Annotated in this window: 1 protein-coding gene; it reads left to right on the plus strand. The window is 68.4% G+C overall.

What is annotated here, in order from left to right; translation table 11 throughout:
• Nucleotides 1-307 precede the first annotated feature (307 nt).
• The gene (locus ACOGI5_RS09665; protein WP_419864209.1) at nucleotides 308-20014 is read left to right on the plus strand and encodes a choice-of-anchor R domain-containing protein; all 19707 of its coding nucleotides are present in this window, start codon (nucleotides 308-310) and stop codon (nucleotides 20012-20014) included.
• Nucleotides 20015-20061: the final 47 nt, after the last annotated feature.

A 20061-nucleotide genomic window follows, 5' to 3' on the forward strand; every position in this document is an offset into this window, starting at 1 on the left:
CGGGTGTATGTGCGTATTCGCACAGACACCACCGCGGCACCGCGAGGATCATGGCCTGGAATGGCCGGCTCAGCGGGCGCAAACGCTTTCATTGCATGTAGAGAACCAGATATATTCGTCAGTCATATCTCATATCTGCACTGTCCGACGGTGCCTCGTTTGATCCCGACAGTGTGACTGGGGGCTGGCAATGACAACTTCCGACCGCGGCGCACGGCGCCTTGACATCGCTGCGGCGGCGGCAATGACGGCCGTTCGCGGTGCTCGGCGCGGTCTCCTTCGACCGTTCGGGGGGGGGGGGGGGGTCATGGACGCGCCACCCGCGCTCTGGCGCACCCCGGCTGTGAAGCGTCTCGGGGCCGCCGGCGTCGCGTTGGCGCTGGCGGCGGCGCTGCTGGCCCTGCCGGCGCCGCTGGGTTCCGCCCCCGCCGCCGCCCAGAGCACCCCGCCGACGGCGCCGGCCGGCTGCGGCAGCCCATCTACGGGGGTCACGCAGAGCGCGTTCTCGAAAGTGACGACGACTACCACCTCGATCAGCTACGTGACCGACCTGTCCCTCTTTGGCGAAAGCGAGCGGAACCGGTTCGAGATGTGCCGGACCAAGAGCGACGGCACCGGAGAGAACGTCGCACTTGGTTCCTCCAAGGCAATTCATACCGATTTCCCATCCGGCACGCTCCGCAGGTTCGGCGCCCAGAGCAGTGGCCCACTGCTGCAGTCGGGAACCGACTACTGGATCAGGATCGGCGGCTATTCCACCGCAACCGCCTACGTGTGGCACTACGCGGGCACCAGGCCGTACCCGCCGACGGCGCCGGCCGGCTGCGGGACAGACAATCGAGCGAACGATTTGGGCCGCGGCCTTGCGTCTGTGACACCGACGGCAGATTCGGTCGTATTCAAGAACAATAACCCCCAGACATCGAATTGGCCGGTGTTTAGCACTCCCTACTCACATGTCGAGGTTTGGGGGTGCAAGCAAGGCAGCGACTCGACCTACGCCGCGACGAAAGCGATAGCGGCGGGGAGCTTCAGCGGCGATGCTGGCGCAACGAACACGGTGACGGGGTTGTCGGCCGACACCGACCACTGGTTCCAGGCCAGGGGGTACGGCCACGTGACGAGCTGGTACTACGTGCGCACGCTGCCGGCGGCGACGGCGGCGCCGCAGTTCTCGGCGGGCCCCGAGACGGGCTTCAGAGTTGCGGAGAACAGTGCCGCCGGGACGTCGGTGGGCACGCTGGCGGTGGTGCAGTCCGACAGCGACACGCTCACCTACTCGCTGGCGGGCGCCGACGCGTCCAGCTTCGCGATCGACAGCTCGGGCAACATCACGGTGGCCTCTGGCGCCACCCTCGACTACGAGACGAAGTCGTCGTACGAGTTCACCGCGCAGGTGACCGACGGCAAGGACGCGTCGGACCAGCCCGAGGCCTCCCCGGCGACCGACGACACGATCACCGTGCATGTCGACCTGATCGATATCGCCCTCGAGGCGCCGCCGACGGGGCTGACGGTGACGCCCACCTCGCCGGTGAGCCTCAACGTGTCGTGGACGGCGCCGGCCGGCGCCACGATCACCGACTACGACGTGCGCTACTACCAGGGCACCGCCGACCCGACCGCCGAGGCCGACTGGATCACCGAAGGCGAGACCGGCGCGGCGCCCGACCCGGGCGCCGCCACGTCGGTTGTCATCCGCGGCCTCACGGCGAACACGAGCTACCGGGTGGCTGTGCGGGCCTCCGACGGCACCAACGTGTCGGTGTGGACAGCGTCGGTGCAGGCCGCCACGCAGATGGCGGTGGCGGGTGCGGCGTCGCTGGTGTCCAACATCGGCCAGCAAAAATCGGACACGGTGCATGTCAACCTGGCCAATTTGGAGGCGGCGCAGAGCTTCAACACCGGCACCCACGCCGATGGCTACACGCTGAGCACCATCGAGGTACACACCGCCGACACCGTCGCCGGGATGGCGGTGAAGCTGGTCGAGGGCACCGATGTGAACTCGTCGTCGGCGAGGGTGGTGACCCTGGTGGGCCCGGCCAGCTTCGGCTCGGGCGCGGGCACCGAGACGTTCACCGCGCCGGAGGGCACGTTCCTGAACGCGAACGACAGCTATTGGGTGGTGGTGGAGGGCACCAGCGGCAACCTCAGCACCACCGGCACTCTCGGCTCGATGTCGACGCCCATCACCGCCGAGGACGCGGGCTCGACCACGCGCTGGACGGTGGGGAACTCGCGGCGGGCGCGCACAAAGGGGACGGGGAACTTCGCCATACCGACGTCGACGGAGCATCCGCTGGCCATCCGCGTCAACGGCGTGGTGCGCGACGTGACCTCGCCGAAGCTGGTGTCGGCGGGGGTGAACGGCACGGCCTACACGCTGGTGTTCAGCGAGGATCTGGCGGCCGGCGTCGACTACAACGCGCTTGCCGCCGCGGGGGCGTTCACCGCCAAAGCCGACGGCGCCGCTTTGACCGGCGCCTTCACGAGCCAGACGCTTGCGAGCGCCGGCAAGGTGCTGTCGCTGACCGGGCCCGAGGTGCAGCCGGGCCAGAAGGTGACGATCGCCTACACCAAGCCGACGAGCGGGGCAAGCCTGGCGGTGGCATTGCGGGATGCGGCGGGGAACCGTGTGGAGAGCTTCGGTGGCGGGCGGCGATCCGCGGCGGTGTCGAACAAGCTCCAAGCCCAAGACGGGACGTCCTCGCTCAATGTTTTCAAGCGCGGTCAGGGGTTCACGACCGGGTCGAAAACGGGCGGCTACCCGCTGCGCGGCGTTGATCTCGTGTTCGGCCTAAGCAGTTCCACGGGGTCGAGTGGGTTGAGCGTGAAACTGGCCACCGGTCTCCCCAGTGCCACCAACGAGGTTGCGACCTTGACCAGTCCGAATCGGCTGTTCCCCGGGTCCAATACGTTCACCGCGCCCGCGGGCACAATATTGTCGGCCGACACGACCTACTACGTGGTGGTGGAGTCCTCCTTCTCGGTCAGCTTGGCCCACACCAACTCCGATCACGAGGACTCAGGTGCCGCGGCCGGGTGGAGCATCGACAACATCCACTACGGCAATCTCAAGGGCCTAAACACCAATTGGAGCCAGAGTAATCAGGCCCTGAAGGTCCAGGTGATCGTGTCTGATGACGTGGCCGTGAACAATGTGACGCCGCCGGTGGCGAACGCAGTGTCGCTGGTGTCCAACATCGACCAGGGCAAGTCGGACACGGTGCACGTCAACCTGGCCAGCTTGGAGGCGGCGCAGAGCTTCAACACCGGCAAGCACTCAGACGGCTACATGCTGAGCACGATCGAGGTGCACACCGCCGACACCGTCGCCGGGATGGCGGTGAAGCTGTTCGAGGGGGGAGACGTGAATTCGCCCCCGGCCGACGTCGTGACCCTGGTGGGCCCGGCCGGCTTCGGCTCCGGCGCGGGGTCTGAGACGTTCACTGCGCCGCCGGGCACCACGCTGAACCCCGATAGCCAATACTGGGTGGTCGTCGAGGGCGCCAGCGGCAACCTGAGCACGATCGGCTCCAGCGACACGCCCTCCGGCACAGACGACCCGGGCTCGACCGAGCGCTGGTCGGTGTGGAACGAGCGATGGGAGCGGAGTGGGACGGGGAACTTCGCCAAACCGACCGCGGGGACGCCCGCCAAGACGCACCCCCTCGCCATCCGCATCAAAGGCGTGGTGCGCGACGTCACCGGTCCGAAGCCCCAGAGCCTGAAAGACGTGACGAACCGTACCGTCCGAATCGAATTCGACGAGGTGATCGTCAAGGATGGCGACTCCGCCGCGGGCTACACCATGGCCCTGAACGGCGAGTCGGTCACCCTGGCGTCAGCGGAAGTTCAGTCAGACTCTCAGCGGCTCGTGCTCACGCTGGAGTCGGCGCTGGTGAGGTCCGGCGACTGGATCAGCGTGAGCTACACCAAGCCGACCGACCAGGCGGCGCTGCCGTCGGCGCTGAGAGACGGCTCCGGCAACCTAGCGGACAGCTTCGCCATCGGCGGCCTGAAGGGCACCGCCACGACCGCGGTGTCCAATACCGGGAAGACCATCAGCACTGGCGTGACGTTGGGTGGTAGCCGCCGGGCGCAGTCATTCACCACCGGGTCCCTTGACTCCGGTTACACACTCGGCTCGGTGAAGATCCGATTTAGCGCTGCACCGGCGGGGCTCAGCGTCAAGCTGGCCAAAGGCACTCTCGCAGGCCAGAGTAGCGATCCTGCGACTGTGGTCACGTTCGACAATCCGGCATCGCTGACCGCAGGGATACTCACGTTCACGCCCACCGCCGCCGCCGTGTTGGATGCCAATACCACTTACCACGTGATCATCGCAGCCACTGAGGGTGGGGTAAATAGCAGCGACACAGGAATTGACGATGGCGGGCTGAATTTCTGGGGCGTGGGTAGTCAGGGATGTCGCGAGCTAGCCGTCTGGACTTGCCACGCAAACTCCCGATTTGGCATCGGCGTGGAAGGGATCGAGCTTGACCGCATGCCGCCCAGGCCCGCGTCGATGGCGGTGTCGGGGACCGCGGTGACGGTGGACTTCGACGACGATCTCGTGGGTGACATCTCGTCGCTGACCGGCAGTTTTGCGGTGACGGTGGACGGAACGGCGGCCAGCGTGTCGGCGGCCAGCGTGGTCAACGACGGCGCGAGCAAGCGGCGGCGCTTCAGCCTGACCCTGTCGGAAGCGGCGACGGCCGGCCAGCTCGTGAGCGTCAACTACACCAAGCCCACGACGTCGCTGCCTCTCAGCTCGGGGCCGCGCGACGGCTCGGACAACCCCGTGGACAGCTTCGCTCTCGCGCTGCTGGTCGGCGCCGAAGTGCTGGTCTCCAACGAGGGTCAGCACAACAGTTTCACAGCGAACGCCAATCTCAGTGAACAGGAGCTCGGGCAGTGCTTCACGACGGGGAACAACCCCGGCGGCTACGAGCTCGGCTCGGTGACTTTGGATTTCGACGGGCTGCCCACAGGGGCACGAGCATGGCTGCGGACGCCGAACATCACCACGGCCGGCGGCGAGATTGCCTTGGTGAGCTCAGCGAATCTCACTGTGCGGACCGGTGTGCTCTTCACTGCGCCCCCCGACACGGTGCTGACCGCCGGCATTACGTATTGCTTGCGGGTGTCCGGCGACAGCGGAATCGCGCACGTCAAGGATGGTTCCGATGAGGATGGTGGCGGAAAGCCCGGCTGGTCGGTGGGGGACAACCGGCATGTGAAGGCCGCCAATGCCGATTGGGTCACGCCCGCTCCTCCGAACGACAACCCGTTCGGGATCCGCGTCACGGGCCTGGAGCGGGACGCGACGCCGCCCAGGCCTGCATCGATCGCAGTGTCGGGGACCGCGGTGACGGTGGACTTCGACGACGATCTCCTGGGTGACATCTCGTCGCTGACCGGCAGTTTTGCGGTGACGGTGGACGGAACGGCGGCCAGCGTGCCGGCGGCCAGCGTGGTCGACGACGGCGCGAGCAATCGGCGCCGCTTCAGCCTGACCCTGTCGGAAGCGGTGACGGCCGGCCAGCTCGTGGTCGTCGCCTACACCAAGCCCACGGCGGCGTCGGAGCTGGCCAACGCGCCGCGCGACTCCCACGGCAACCGCGTGGACAGCTTCTCGCTCGGTGTGGTGGCCGGTGCCGCCATGCTGGTGTCCAACATCGGCCAGGCCGTCGACGCCACGACCAAGGTGGACTTGGCCAGCAAGGACGTGGCGCAGAGCTTCAACACCGGCAACAACCCCGACGGCTTCGCGCTGAGCACCGTCGAGATCCGCGCCGCCGGCGCCCTCGAGGGGGCGACGGTGAGGGTGGTCGAGGCGTACTCGGCGGGCGCCGTCCCCGACACCGGCGGGGTGACCTTGGTGAACCCCGTCAGCCCTGAGCCCCAAGGCGGCATTCTCACGTTCACCGCACCCCCCGGCACGGTGCTGAACAACGCCGCCCAGTACTGGGTGGTCGTCGAGGGCACCAGCGGCGAGCTGAGCACGATCACCGGCACTGCCGACGACGCCGGCGCGGAGACGCGCTGGGCGGTGTTCGACCAGCGGGCGGAGCGGGCGGCCTCGGGAGGCACATTCGCGGACGTGGGCTCGGGATCGCACCCCCTGGGCATCCGCGTCAAGGGCGTCAAGCGCGATGTGACCCCGCCGAAGCCGACCTCGCTTGCGGCAACAAGATTCAGCGTCTTCCGGTTCAACCTGCTGCTGGACTTCGACCAGCCGCTTGCTGCCGGCTTTGGCACCGCGACGGATTGGACCGTGACAGTCAACGGCGCCGCGGTCGCGGCCGACGCCCCGACGGCCGCGACCGCGGCCAATCGCCGCCTGAACATCAGGGTGCCCAGCCGCATCGATACAGGCGACTGGGTGACGGTCGCCTATACCAAGCCCACCGCCGCGTCCCGGCTGGCGAACTCGCTGCGCGACCAGTCGGGCAACCAAGCCGACAGCTTCACCCTCGGCCTGCTGTTCGGCGACGAGGCGCAGGTGTCGAATATCGGCAAGGTGAACGCAGCAAACCCCGTGGACATTTCCTCCTTCACCAGAGGCGTGCCGTTCAGCACAGGCCCCAATGCCGACGGCTATGTGCTGAGCTCGGTGGAGTTGGACTTCCTCTCAGCACCGGCGAATCCCGTCGTGAAGCTGGCAAAAGACTCCGACCGCGGAACGACGCTGGTCACCTTCGACAATCCGCCAAGCCTGGGAACGGGGGTTCTCAAGTTCACCGCCCCCACCGCCCAGCGGCTGGATCCCAGCACCACGTACATCGTGATTGTCAGCGGCACCGGCGGGTCGGTGAAGACCGCGGCGGCCAATGACGGGAGCGAGGACCCCGGAGCGAAGCCAGGCTGGAGTGTAGCCGACACCCCCTGCTCACTCGCCGGCACCACGTGGACGTGCGTCGGATCAAGCGCCATCGGCCTGCGAGTGAACGGGGCTGCGCGCGATGTGTCGCCGCCCAAGCCGACATCGGCTACGGCGCTGGGCTCCAGCGTGTGTGTGGTGTTCGATGAACAGCTCGACAAAAATTTCGGCAACGCCGCCGGCTTCACGGTGAAGGTCAACGGCTCACAGGTTGCTCTCCATGCACTCCAGCTCTTTGCGATCCTTGGCGTCGGCGACGACGAGGACAGGCAGGCATGCATCACTCTTGCGACGGCTGTAGTGGCGGGCGATGGGGTGACCGTCGCCTATGCCAAGCCGACGGGCGAACCCAGCAGGCTTCAGGACCTGCGCGGCAACGAGGTGGAGAGCTTTACTTTGGGCAGGCCTGTCGTGGCGGTGTCGAATCTTGGCAAGCCTGAGGGCAGCTTTCAGAATCTCGCCACACAGGACTTCGCTGTGGGGTTCACGACAGGGTCGCGTTCCGACGGCTATGCGTTGGACAGCGTCGACGTCGAGTTCGCAAGTACGGTGGACCCGACGGGGGTGAGCGTCAAGCTGGCCACCGGTCTTCCGAGCGCCACCAACGTTGTTGCGACATTGACCAACCCGGCGACGCTGGTCCGCGGGGTCAATACGTTCGCCGCGCCTGCGGGCACCACGCTGTCGGCCGATACGACGTATTACGTGGTGGTGGAGGCCACGACGGGCCGTGTGGTCACTGCCCTGGACTTTGATGAGGACTCCGCCGACTTGGCCGGTTGGGGCATCCAGAACGGCCGCCACAATAGGAACGCGTCCTCGACCGGCTCATGGTCCACCAGCTCCCACCCCTTCAAGATCCGGGTTCGGACGGCGCCAGAACTGACAGTGGCGAATATCACGAAGCCGAAGGTGACGGGGGTGGCGATCACGTCGGATCCGGGGCCGGCGGGCGTGTACGGGCCGGGCGACTTCATCGACGTGTCGGTGACGTTCGACGCGGCGGTGACGGTGGACACCGCGTCGGGCACGCCGCAGTTGGATATCAAGTTCGACCCGATGTTCGGGGAGCAGGCGGCTGTGTATCACAGCGGCAGCGGCACTAAGACGCTGGTGTTCCGCTACGGACCGGTGGCGAGCCCGAACACCTCGACGGCCGGAGTGGCCGTGCTGGAGGACACGCTGGATCTAGACGGCGGCACGATCAAGCTGGTGGGGTCGGCGACGGTGGACGCGGCGCTGGACCACGACGGGGTGGGCCACGACAGCGGCCATCGCATCGACACGACGGCGCCCACTGCGGAGGGGCGAATCGTGAACGACGGCGGCTCGTGGTACGCGGTGCTGCTGTTCGACGAGGACCTCGATGAGGGCTCGGTGCCGGTGGTCGCCCAGTTCGCATACACAATCGACGGTGCCGCACAGGCAGACATATCGGTGGAGATCAGGAACCGCCGTCAGGTGTGGGTGAAGGTCGTCGCCGGCCCAATCTCCAGCGGGACGGCCAAGCTGACCTACTCCTACGACAGCACCGAAAGCACCCATCGCCCGATCCGCGACCTCGCGGGGAACAACGCGGCGGCCTTCACGGGCAACGACGCCAAGACGCTGACATTGGCGAGGGCGCCGTCGTTCGACGGCGAAGCTTCCCAGACGCTGACGATCCCGGAAAACAACGCCGACGGGGCGTCGGTGGGCGAGCCGGTGGCGGCCACCGACCCCGACGGCGACACGCTGACGTACACGCTGACCGGCGCGGATGCGGGGTCGTTCACGATCAGCAGCACGGGCCAGATCAAGGTGAAGCCGGGGGTGACGCTGAACCACGAGGCGAAGTCCAGCTACGCCTTCACCGCCCAGGTGACCGACAAAGAGGACGTCCTCGGCGACGAGCAGAAAGCCCTGGCCCCGGCGGTGTCCAACCTGGGCCGGCCGCAGTCTTCTAGCGTTTTCTTGGGGGGTCAGGATGTAGCGCAGGGCTTCACCACAGGCCCCAAGGCGACGATGCTGACAGCAGTCCAGATCAGTGTCGTACGAAACTTTCAGAATGGGAACGTGGCGGTGCATTCGGAGCTGCCGCCGACGAACGCGAACCGGGTCGCGTTGGTCGCGAGCGGGGTGAACCACGACCATAATGGGGACCCGGTTTTCACAGCACCCGCAGGCGTGCTCCTCCACGCCGACACCCAGTACTTCGTGGTGGTGTCGGCCGACAATGGATATCTTGATTGGACGCTTTCCGATGCCGAGGATTCTGGCTCGGCGAGCGGTTGGAGCATCCGCAACTTCATACAGTCGTCAAGCTCGGGATGGTCCCCACCGGCAGATTTGAGTGCGGCCGCGCTTGCGCTATCGATGCGGGTGGACGCCACCGAGATATTTGCCGACGACACGGTCGCGGTGACGGTGAATGTGGCCGATCAGAACGAGCCGCCGGAGCCGCCGACGGGGTTGTCGGTCACGGGGCAGTCGTCGAGCACCTTGACGCTGGGCTGGACGGCGCCCGCCGCGGACGCCAGCCGTCCCGCGGTGAACGACTACGACGTGCGCTACTTCAAGGGCAGCGCCGACCCGACCGACGACGACGACTGGATCGAGCCCGACGAGACCGGCGGCCACGACCACCAGGGCGCGGGCACCACCACGACGATCACCGGCCTCGATGCCAATTCCGCCTACCGGGTGCAGGTGCGGGCCGGCAACGGCGAGGGCACCAGCGCGTGGACGTCGTCGGCGGCCGGCATGACCAACAACCAGCCGGTGATCACGCTGTCGGTGCAGCGGACGAATCCGGCGGGTCCCCCGCACAACCAGGTCGCGGAGGGTGCGACGGCCACGTTCGAGGTCACCGCCACCCGGATGGTGTCGGACAACGCCGATGCGGTGAGCTTGCAGCTCGCGGTGCAGAGCGGGTCCACAGGCACCAGCGGCACCCACTACACCATCAGCCCGGCGACGCTGCCCACCATCTCGATCGCCCAGAACGAGGCCAGCGCTTCTGCCAATGTCACCATCACCAATCCTGAGGAGTCGCTGAACGACGGCGACAAGACCGTCGTGCTCGGGCCGGCGGCCGCGGCCGACGCATCGACGCAGGTTTCGAACACTGGGCAGACGCTCGACAGTTCCGGAGCCGTTACTTTCCAGAGCGATTTCAGCCAGCCGTTCACCACAGGCAGCAACGCCGCGGGCTACACGCTCACCGGGGTCAGCTTGAACATTAACTACCTCGGAACGGGGGCAACTCCGACCCACAGCGTGGCCATCTTTGCGGCGGACTCGAGCAACCAGCCGACCGGCACCACCCTGGGCACGCTGACGAATCCGACCTCGCTCGAGAGTGGCTCCAACGAGTACACGGCGCCGGGAGCGGGCATCGATCTGGATGCCGGCACGACCTACGTCGTGGTGTTCACAGGCAGCACCGCGAACCCCACGAACAGCATGCGTTTCGTTCGCGCAACGGCGTCGGACGCCGAGGATTCGGGTGCCGCGCCGGGATGGACGATCGGGGACAGCCGCCGCATCAGGACCTCCGGCGATACCCCATGGAACGCGTCCGGCTTCTCGGTGAGTCTCGCCATCACGGGATCGGCCAAGACGCTGACGGCGGGGTGGGGCGTGACCCCGGTGACGATCACGGTGACGGACGACGACGCGCCGTCGACCGAGATCGACCTGAGCGTGGAGCCCGCCAGCCTGGCGGAATCGGCCGGCAGCACGACGGTGACGGTGACGGCGACCACCAACGCGGCGGCGCTGGCAACGGCCACCACCGTGACGGTGTTGCTGGGCGGGGGCGCGACAAGCGGCACCGACTACACGGCGCCGGCGACGCTGCCGGTGATCACCATCGCGGCGGGGCAGACCTCGGGCACCGCAACCATCGCGATCGATCCCCAACAGGACGTCATCGACGAGGGCGACGGCGAGGACATCGAATTCGGCGGCACCCACTCGGGCGGGCTGACGGTGAACCCGGTGGACCTCACCATCACCGACGACGACGCCGCGCCCACGAAGATCAACCTCAGCTTCACTCCTTCGAGCATCAACGAGGACAACGACGGCGACGACACGGGCACCGACCCCGACGCGGTGACGGTGACGGTGACCGCCGCGCTGGTGGGCACCACCCGCACCGTGGCCACCACCGTGAGCCTCGCCTCGGCGCTGGGCGGCACCGCCACGCCCGGCACCGGCAACGACTACACGCTGGGCGGGTCGCTGCCGACGTCGATCACGATCCCCGCCGGGAGCGCCAGCGCCAGCGCGACCACCACCTTCACCATCACCCCGGTCAACGACGACGAGAGCGAGGGCACCGAGACGATCACCCTGGCCGGCTCGGCCTGCAAGGTCGACCCGGTGAACAGCGTGTGCCCGACCGGCCAGGGGTTCACGGTGAGCGCCGCGTCGCTGGACCTGGTGGACGACGATTTGCCGTTGATCACGTTGAGCACTTCGCGTCCGGGCACGGACCCCGACGACAGCGTGATGGAGGGCTTGTCGGCGACGTTCACTGTCACTGCGACGCGCGGCGATGGCGGGGGGACTGCTGCGTTGAGCGTGCCGCTGGCGGTGGGGACGGTCGCGTCGGGCGGTGCGACCTCGGGCACCGACTACACGGCGCTGTCGAGCCTGCCGACGATCACGATCGCGGCCGGCGCGGATACCGGCACGGCGACGGTGACGGTCGCCACGATCGAGGACCGCCTCGTGGAGGGCGCCGAGACGATCCGGCTCGCCAGCACGGTGTCGGGCTTCCAGGTGGTGCCCGCCGACATCACCATCACCGACGACGACAATAAGTCGACGGGCATCACGCTGTCGGCGAGCCCGAACAGCCTGGCGGAGTCGGCCGGTGACACGTCGGTGCGGGTGACCGCCACGGTCAATGACGGCGCGCCGGACTCGGCGGTGACGGTGGTGCTGGGCGTGTCGGGCACGGCGGCGCGGGACACCGACTACACGGCGACCCCGTCGACGCTGCCGACGATCACCATCGCGGCGGGGCAGACCTCGGGCTTCGCGGACATCACGATCGACCCGACCGATGACAGCCTCGATGAGGGCACCGGGGAGACGTTCAGCATCGTCGACACCGACGGCACCTCCGCGGGCGGGCTGGCGGCGACGGTGACCGGGGCCACGTTCACCATCACCGACAACGACGCCACGCCCACCGCCTTCACCTTGAGCTTCGACCCGACCAGCATCGACGAGGACCACGGCTCGGCGGTCACGGTGACGATCACCGCCACGCTGGTGGGCGACTCGACGCGCACCACCGCCACGGTGGTGAACCTCGACGACGCGCTGGACGGCACCGCCACGCCCGGCACCGGCAACGACTACACGGTGTCGGGCCTGACAGCGACGAAGACCGTCACGATCCCGATAGGCAGCTCCAGCGGCACCACCACCATCACCATCACCCCGATCGACAACAGCGCGACGGAGTCCAATAAGACGATCACCCTCGGCGGCACCGCCAGCGGGCTCTCCATGACGACCGGCGCATCGCTCACCCTGGTCGAGGACGATTTGCCGTTGATCACGTTGAGCACTTCGCGTCCGGGCACGGACCCCGACGACAGCGTGATGGAGGGCGAGTCGGCGACGTTCACTGTCACTGCGACGCGCGGCGCTGGCGGGGGCACTGCTGCGTTGAGCGTGCCGCTGGCGGTGGGGACGGTGGCGTCGGGCGGCGCGACCTCGGGCGTCGACTACACGGCGCTGTCGAGCCTGCCGACGATCACGATCGCGGCCGGCGCGAATACCGGCACGGCGACGGTGAAAGTCGACACGATCGAGGACCGCCTCGTGGAGGGCAACGAGACGATCCGGCTCGCCAGCACGGTGTCGGGCTTCCAGGTGGTGCCCGCCGACATCACCATCACCGACGACGACAATAAGTCGACGGTCATCACGCTGTCGGCGAGCCCGAACAGCCTGGCGGAGTCGGCCGGTAACACGTCGGTGCGGGTGACCGCCACGGTCAATGACGGCGCGCCGGACTCGGCGGTGACGGTGATGCTGGGCGTGTCGGGCACGGCGGTGCGGGACACCGACTACACGGCGACCCCGGCGACGCTGCCGACGATCACCATCGCAGCGGGGCAGACCTCGGGCTTCGCGGACATCACGATCGACCCGACCGATGACAGCCTCGATGAGGGCACCGGGGAGACGTTCAGCATCGTCGACACCGACGGCACCTCCGCGGGCGGGCTGGCGGCGACGGTGACCGAGGCCACGTTCACCATCACCGACAACGACGCCACGCCCACCGCCTTCACCTTGAGCTTCGACCCGACCAGCATCGACGAGGACCACGGCTCGGCGGTCACGGTGACGATCACCGCCACGCTGGTGGGCGACTCGACGCGCACCACCGCCACGGTGGTGAACCTCGACAACACTCTGGGAGGCACCGCCACGCCCGGCACCGGCAACGACTACACGGTGTCGGGCCTGACAGCGACGAAGACCGTCACGATCCCGATAGGCAGCTCCAGCGGCACCACCACCATCACCATCACCCCGATCGACGACAGCGTGTCGGAGCCCGGTGAGACGATCACCCTCGGCGGCACCGCCAGCGGGCTCTCCATGACGACCGGTGCATCGCTCACCCTGGTGGACGACGAGCCGGCCGACGTCACGCTGAGCGCGGCGGTCAAGAACGGCTCGGGCAGCAAGGTGGACGAGGGCGAAGCGGCCACCTTTGTGGTCACCGCGTCACGCGTGCTGGCGGTGAACTCCCAGCAGATGACGGTGACGCTGAATGTGGACGAAGATCAGTCGACGGCGACGCGAGACACCGACTGGAGCGCGCCCGCCGCGCTGGGCGACGGCACGGTGGACATCACGATCCCCGCCGATGCGGCCAGCGCCTCCGCAGAGGTCACCGTCACCACGACCGAGGACCGCTTCATCGAGCAACCCGACGAGACGATCGTGCTGGGCGCCACGGTGGGCAGCCCCTATGCCAACGGCACCAAGGTGATCCCGGCCACGATCACCATCGACGACGACGACGAAGACTCCGACTTCATCACGCTGACCCTCGAGCGGGTCACCGCTGATCCCAGCGGCCATGACGTCAACCTGCCCGAAGGCGGCGGCGGCGTGCAGTTCAAGGTCACCGCGGCGGTCGACAAGGGCTTCCCCACCGCGGCGACCACGGTGCCGCTGGCCTTCGGCGGCACCGCGGTCAAGGCTGCGGGGGGCACCAATGACTACACCGACCCGGGCACGCAGAGCATCGTCATCGCCGCCAACACGGGGTCGGCATCGAAGACCTTCTCCATCACCCCGAATCCCGACAGCGTCGACGAGAACGATGAGGACATCGTCATCACCGGCGGTGCCTCCACGGGCGGGCTGACGCTGACGCCCACCGGGAGCTTCACGATCACGATCGTCGACGACGACACCGTGGCGGACAACATCACGCTGAGCTTCTCGCCGACCAGCATCGACGAGGACAACGACGGCGACGACACGGGCAGCGACCCCGACGCGGAGACGGTGACCATCACCGCCACGCTGGGCAGCACCGTGACCCGCACGGTGGCCACGGTGGTGAACCTGGACGACGCGCTGGGAGGCACCGCCACGGGCACCACCGACTACACGGTGTCGGGCCTGACGGCGTCGAAGACCGTCACGATCCCTGCCCGGATGTCCAGCGGCACCACCACCATCACCATCACCCCGGTCAACGACTCGCTGTCGGAGGGCAACGAGGACATCACCCTGGGCGGCACGGCCTGCAAGACCGCTGATGCAACCTGCCCCACCAGCCCGACCGACCAGCGGTTCACGGTCACCGACGCGTCGCTCGACCTGGTGGACGACGATGCGGCGGCGATCACGCTGAGCACATCGCGCGCCGTCGGCGCCGATGACCGGCTGAACGAGGGCGAAGAGGCCGCCTTCACTGTCACGGCCACCCGCAACACCCAGAACACCACCGAAGCCGTCACCATGAAGCTCGCGGTCGACGCCGACTCGACGGCGACACCCGGCAGTCGGACGGGCGACGACTACGTGGAGCTGACCACGAGCGATCTGCCGTCCATCACGATCCCGATCGGCTCGTCGTCAGCCACCGGAACGGTGACCATCACCACCCATGAGGACCGGCTCATCGAGGGCAACGAGACGATCGTGCTCACCCCCACGGACATCTCGACCGGCTTCCAGATCAACGACGCCACAATCACCATCGTCGACGACGACAAGATGTCCGACGAGCTCAACCTGTCGCTGCGCCGCACGACGGGCAGCGCCGGCAACCGGCAGGTGCCCGAGGGCGGCGACGGCGTGGGATTCACGGCCGGAGTGTCGGTGAACAAGGGCTTCCCCACGGCGCCGGTCACGGTGACGCTGAACATTGCGGGCTCGGCCACGCCGAGCGGCGGGAGCGACCCGAGCGACTACGCCGACCTCGGCACGATCACCATCGTCATCGCCGCCAACGAGGGGTTCGCCAGCTCGAGATTCTCGGTCACCCCCGAAGACGACAACGTCGACGAGTCCGACGAGACGGTCATCGTCACCGCCAACACCTCGACGGGCGGGCTGACAGTGAAGCCCGCCCAGAGCTTCACGATCACGATCGTCGACGACGACACCGCGTCGACCGTGATCGCCCTGACCGCCAAGCCCGAGTCGGTGGAGGAGGACGTCGAGGACCCCGACACGGTCGAGCAGACCCAGGCGGAGGCGACGCCCGTGATGCTCACGGCCACGCTGACCGGCGACGCCACCCGCGAGACCGACACCGAGGTGACGATCATCCAGACGCTGGGCGGCGACGCGACCGGCGGCGACTTCACCCACACCGGGTTGCCCGCCACGATCACGATCCCCGCCCGCCAGCTCACCGCCAGCGTCACGGGGTGGATGCTCACCCCGACCCTCGACGACGAGCTCGAGTCCCACGAGACGGTCGAGGTGGGCGGCTCGGTGGCGGGATTCACGGTGGACCCCGCTGTGGTCACCATCATCGACAACGACGGGTCCAAGATCAGGCTGACCACCGAGCGGGTGCGGCCCCGGCCCGCCGACGACGCCGACGACAGCGTGCACGCCAGCGTGACCGAGGGCGAGACGGTGACGTTCCGTCTCACTGCCACCCGCGATGTGTCCGAGAACGCCGAAGCGGTGAGCGTGCCGCTGAGGATCGTGCCCAGGGAAGGCGACGCCGCGGTCGGTGTGGACTACCGCTTGCCGAGGCTGGCGACGCTGCGCATCGGGGCCAACCAGGCCAGCGCTACGGCGCAGGTGACCGTCGCCACTCTCCAGAACCGCCTGGTGGATGGCGCCAAGGTGCTCAGAATCGGCGGCTCGGCGCCGGGCTTCAAGGTGGTCGCCGCCCCCATCACCATCGTCGACGACGACGCGGCGTCCACCGCCGTCACGCTGAGCCTCGACCGCTCGGCCGTGTCGGAGGGCGTGGGCACCGCGGCGGTGACGGTGATTGCCGCCGTGGACGGCGGCGCGCCCGCCGCCGATCTTCCGGTGACCGTGTCGCTGGGAGGAACGGGGGTCGGCGCGGCCACCAAGGGCGTCGACTACACCGATCCGGGATCGATCACCGTGACCGTCGAGGCCGGTCAGGTGTCGGGCACGACCCAGTTCATTCTCGCTGTGACTGACGACAGCCTCGACGAGGACGACGAGGTGATCACGGTGAGCGGCACCGCCGCCGGCGGGCTCATGGTCAACTCAGCCGAACTCACCATCGTCGACAATGACACCGCGCCCACCGCCATCAACTTGAGCTTCACTCCTTCGAGCATCAACGAGGACAACGACGGCGACGACACGGGCACCGAACCCGACGATGAGACGGTGACCATCACCGCCACCCTGGTGGGCGACTCGACGCGCACTGTGGACACGGTGGTGAACCTCGACGACGAGCTGAACGGCACCGCGACGGTTACCACCGACTACATAGTGTCGGGCCTGACAGCGTCGAAGACCGTCACGATCCCGACGGGCAGCTCCAGCGGCACCACCACCATCACCATCACCCCGGTCAACGACGACGTGTCGGAGCCCAACGAGACGATCACCCTCGGCGGCGACGCCACCGGGATCAACACCGTGAACGCCGCGTCGCTCACCCTGGTGGACGGCGACGCCCCGCAGATCACCCTGAGCGTTCCTGACGTGCCGGACAACGTGGCGGCTGAGGGAACCTCCGCCCCGGTCACCATTAGGGCCACCCGAGATCTCGAGACCAGCACGGCGGCGATGAGCGTGCCGCTGGCCATCCGGGGCGGCACCGCCACCGCAGGCGTGGACTACGCGGCGCGGCGGTTGCCCAGCGTGAGCATCGCCGCCGGCGCGCCGTTCGGGGAGGTCACTGTGACGTTCACAGCCACGGGCCGGTACGACGACCGGCTGATCGAGGGCAACGAGACGATCCTGATCGGCGCTGCGGGACGGTTCAACTCCAACGAGGCAGAGATCACCCTCAACGACAACGAGAAAGCATCTACTTCGATCACCCTCGAACTTGATCGCACCACCGTGGCCGAGAACCGCGGTCCGGTCGCGGTGCGCGCCACCGCCGAGGTCAACGAAGGCGCTCCGACGAAAGACGTCACCGTGACGCTCGCCTTCGGAGTCTCCTGCCCGGAAACCGCCGATCCCGGCACCGTTCTCAGCTGCGTCGAGGCGGACAAGGGTGACGACTACGTCAATCCCGGAACCGTCGCTGTGGTGATCCCGGCCGGCCAGATCTCGGGCAGCCGCACGTTCGGGCTCAACCTGATCGACGACAGCATCGACGAGGGCGACGAGACGATCACCGTCAGCGGCGGCACATCGTCGGGCGGGCTGGCGGTGGCGGTCGAGCCCGCCGTCGAAATCACCGTCACCGACGATGACGCCGGGCGATCCTCGAAGTCGGTCACGCTGTCGATGAGCCCCACCAGCATCGCCGAGAGCGACGGCACGACCGCCGTGGAGGTGACCGCCACGCTGTCCGGCACGGTGGCATCCGACAACGACATCGTGCTGACGCTCAACACGCTGCTCGGCGGCAGCGCCACAGGCGGCGGCACGGATTACCGGCGGGGAGGGTCGGCGCCCACCTCGTTGACCATCCCCGCGGGCAGCCTGTCAGCCAGCGTGTCGGCATTCTCGATCGCGCCGGTCGATGACGGCCTCGTCGAGGGCGACGAGACCATCTGGCTGGGCGGCAGCAACGGCTACGGGTACGAGGTGAGCCCTGCCGCGATCCTGCTCACCGACGACGACGCGCCCACCATCACCCTGGAAGCGTCGGGAATTGTCACCGAGGGCCGTTCGGCCTCGATCAGGATCACCGCCACTCGCCAGCTCGCCGGGGCCGCGAGCGCCAACGCGCTCAACCCGCGGGTGCGCGTGCCGCTGCGCATCTCGGGCGGCACCGCTGCGCTCGGTCAGGACTATGCCGCACCGCGGCTGCCGACGATCACCATCCCCGCCGGCCGCGCCAGCGGTTCGGCCACGGTGTCGATCACGGGCACAGGCGCCGCCGACGACCGCATGCGCGAGGACGACGAGAACATCGCCATCGGTGTCGGTCTCGACGACAGCGAGATTCACGGCCTCGTCAGCGCCGTCAAGGGCTTCACCGTGGCGCCGACGAGCGTCACGGTCGTCGACGACGACGACGTATCGCAGAACGTCAGGCTGCGACTGCGCCGCGTCGGGCCGACCCTGGTGAGCGTGACCGCGGAGCTTGACGGTGCCGCGCCCGCTAAGGAGGTGACGGTCACGCTGAGCCTGAGCGGTGCCGGTACCAGCGCCGTGGTCGATCCGCCGATGCCGATCATGATCAAGCCCGGCGAGACCTCCGCCAGCACCTTCATCGTCACCCAGCCGACTCGCGCCAGCGCGGGCAAGCAGATCAGCATCGAGGGTGCCACGACGGGCGAGCTGGCCGTGCCGGTGGCGGGCACCAGGTTCACGGTCGGCGCCGCCATCTCGACCTCGAGCGGTGGCGGCGGCGGCGGTGGCGGCGGCGGTGGCGGCGGTGGCGGCGGCCCCGCCGAGCCCGACGAAGACGAAGATGACGAAGAAGAAGAGCCCGAACCCGATCCCGATCCCGACTACGCCACCGAGTCGCTGCGCCGGCGCGCCCGCGCAGCCGCAGCAGGGGTCGACGAGGTGCTCGTGGTGAATGCCTGGAGCCCGGCCGACATCTCGATCGCCGCAGTCCTTGCCGCCCGCAACCCAAAGGCGCGGGTGATCTACGCACGCCCCGGCCGCCTTCCCGGCGGCATCGGGACGCTGCTGGGCGACCTCGACCCCGGCAAGGTGACACTCGTCGGCGGCACCGCGGCGCTCAGCCGGGACGTGCGCAGCGGCGTCGACGATGCCTCCGGAGACGCCAGGGTGGACCGGCTCTCGGGCTCGACCCGCATCGCGACCGCGGCAGCGGTGGCGCGCCGGATGCTCGGCGATCCCGAGCGCCAGGCGCAGCGCACCCTGATCATCGCCAACGGCTGGAGCCCCGCCGACACCGGCGCGGCGGCGGCACTGGCGGCGCAGATCGAGCATTCCGCTGTGCTGTACGTGGAATCGGACGAGCTGCCCGAGGCCACCGAGGCGGTGCTCACGGACTACCGGCCCGCTCGCGTCATCGTGATCGGCGGCACCGCGGCGGTCGCGCAGCAGGTCGTCGTGGCTGCGGGGGCCGCGGCGCCCGGCGCCGACGTGGAGCGATTCGCCGGCGCTACCCGCGCCGACACGGCCGCGGCTGCGGCGCGGCAAGCGCTCGGCGACCCTGAGCGCCAGGCGCGGCGCACCGTGATCGTCGTCAATGGCTGGAGCCCCGCCGACATCGGCGCCGCGACGGCATTGGCGGCGCGTTTCGAGGGCGCTGCGGTGCTGTACTCGCAGGCCGGTGCGCTGCCTGAGGCCACCGAGGCGGTGATCGCGGACTACCAGCCCGCTCGCGTCATCGTGATCGGCGGCACCACGGCCGTGCCGCCCAGCGTCACCCGGCGCATCACGGCGGCCGCGACCGGTGCGTCCCTGGCACGCATCGCCGGCATCGACCGCCTCGACACTGCCGTCCGAGCCGCCCTCTACGAGCCCGACGGCTCGTAGAGGGCGGCTGGCAGTTCGGGCGGCGCTCCCGTGCCTCTGCGTGGTGC

Origin of the sequence: Candidatus Poriferisodalis sp. (assembly GCF_965208925.1) — a bacterium.
Lineage (GTDB): Bacteria > Actinomycetota > Acidimicrobiia > Acidimicrobiales > Poriferisodalaceae > Poriferisodalis.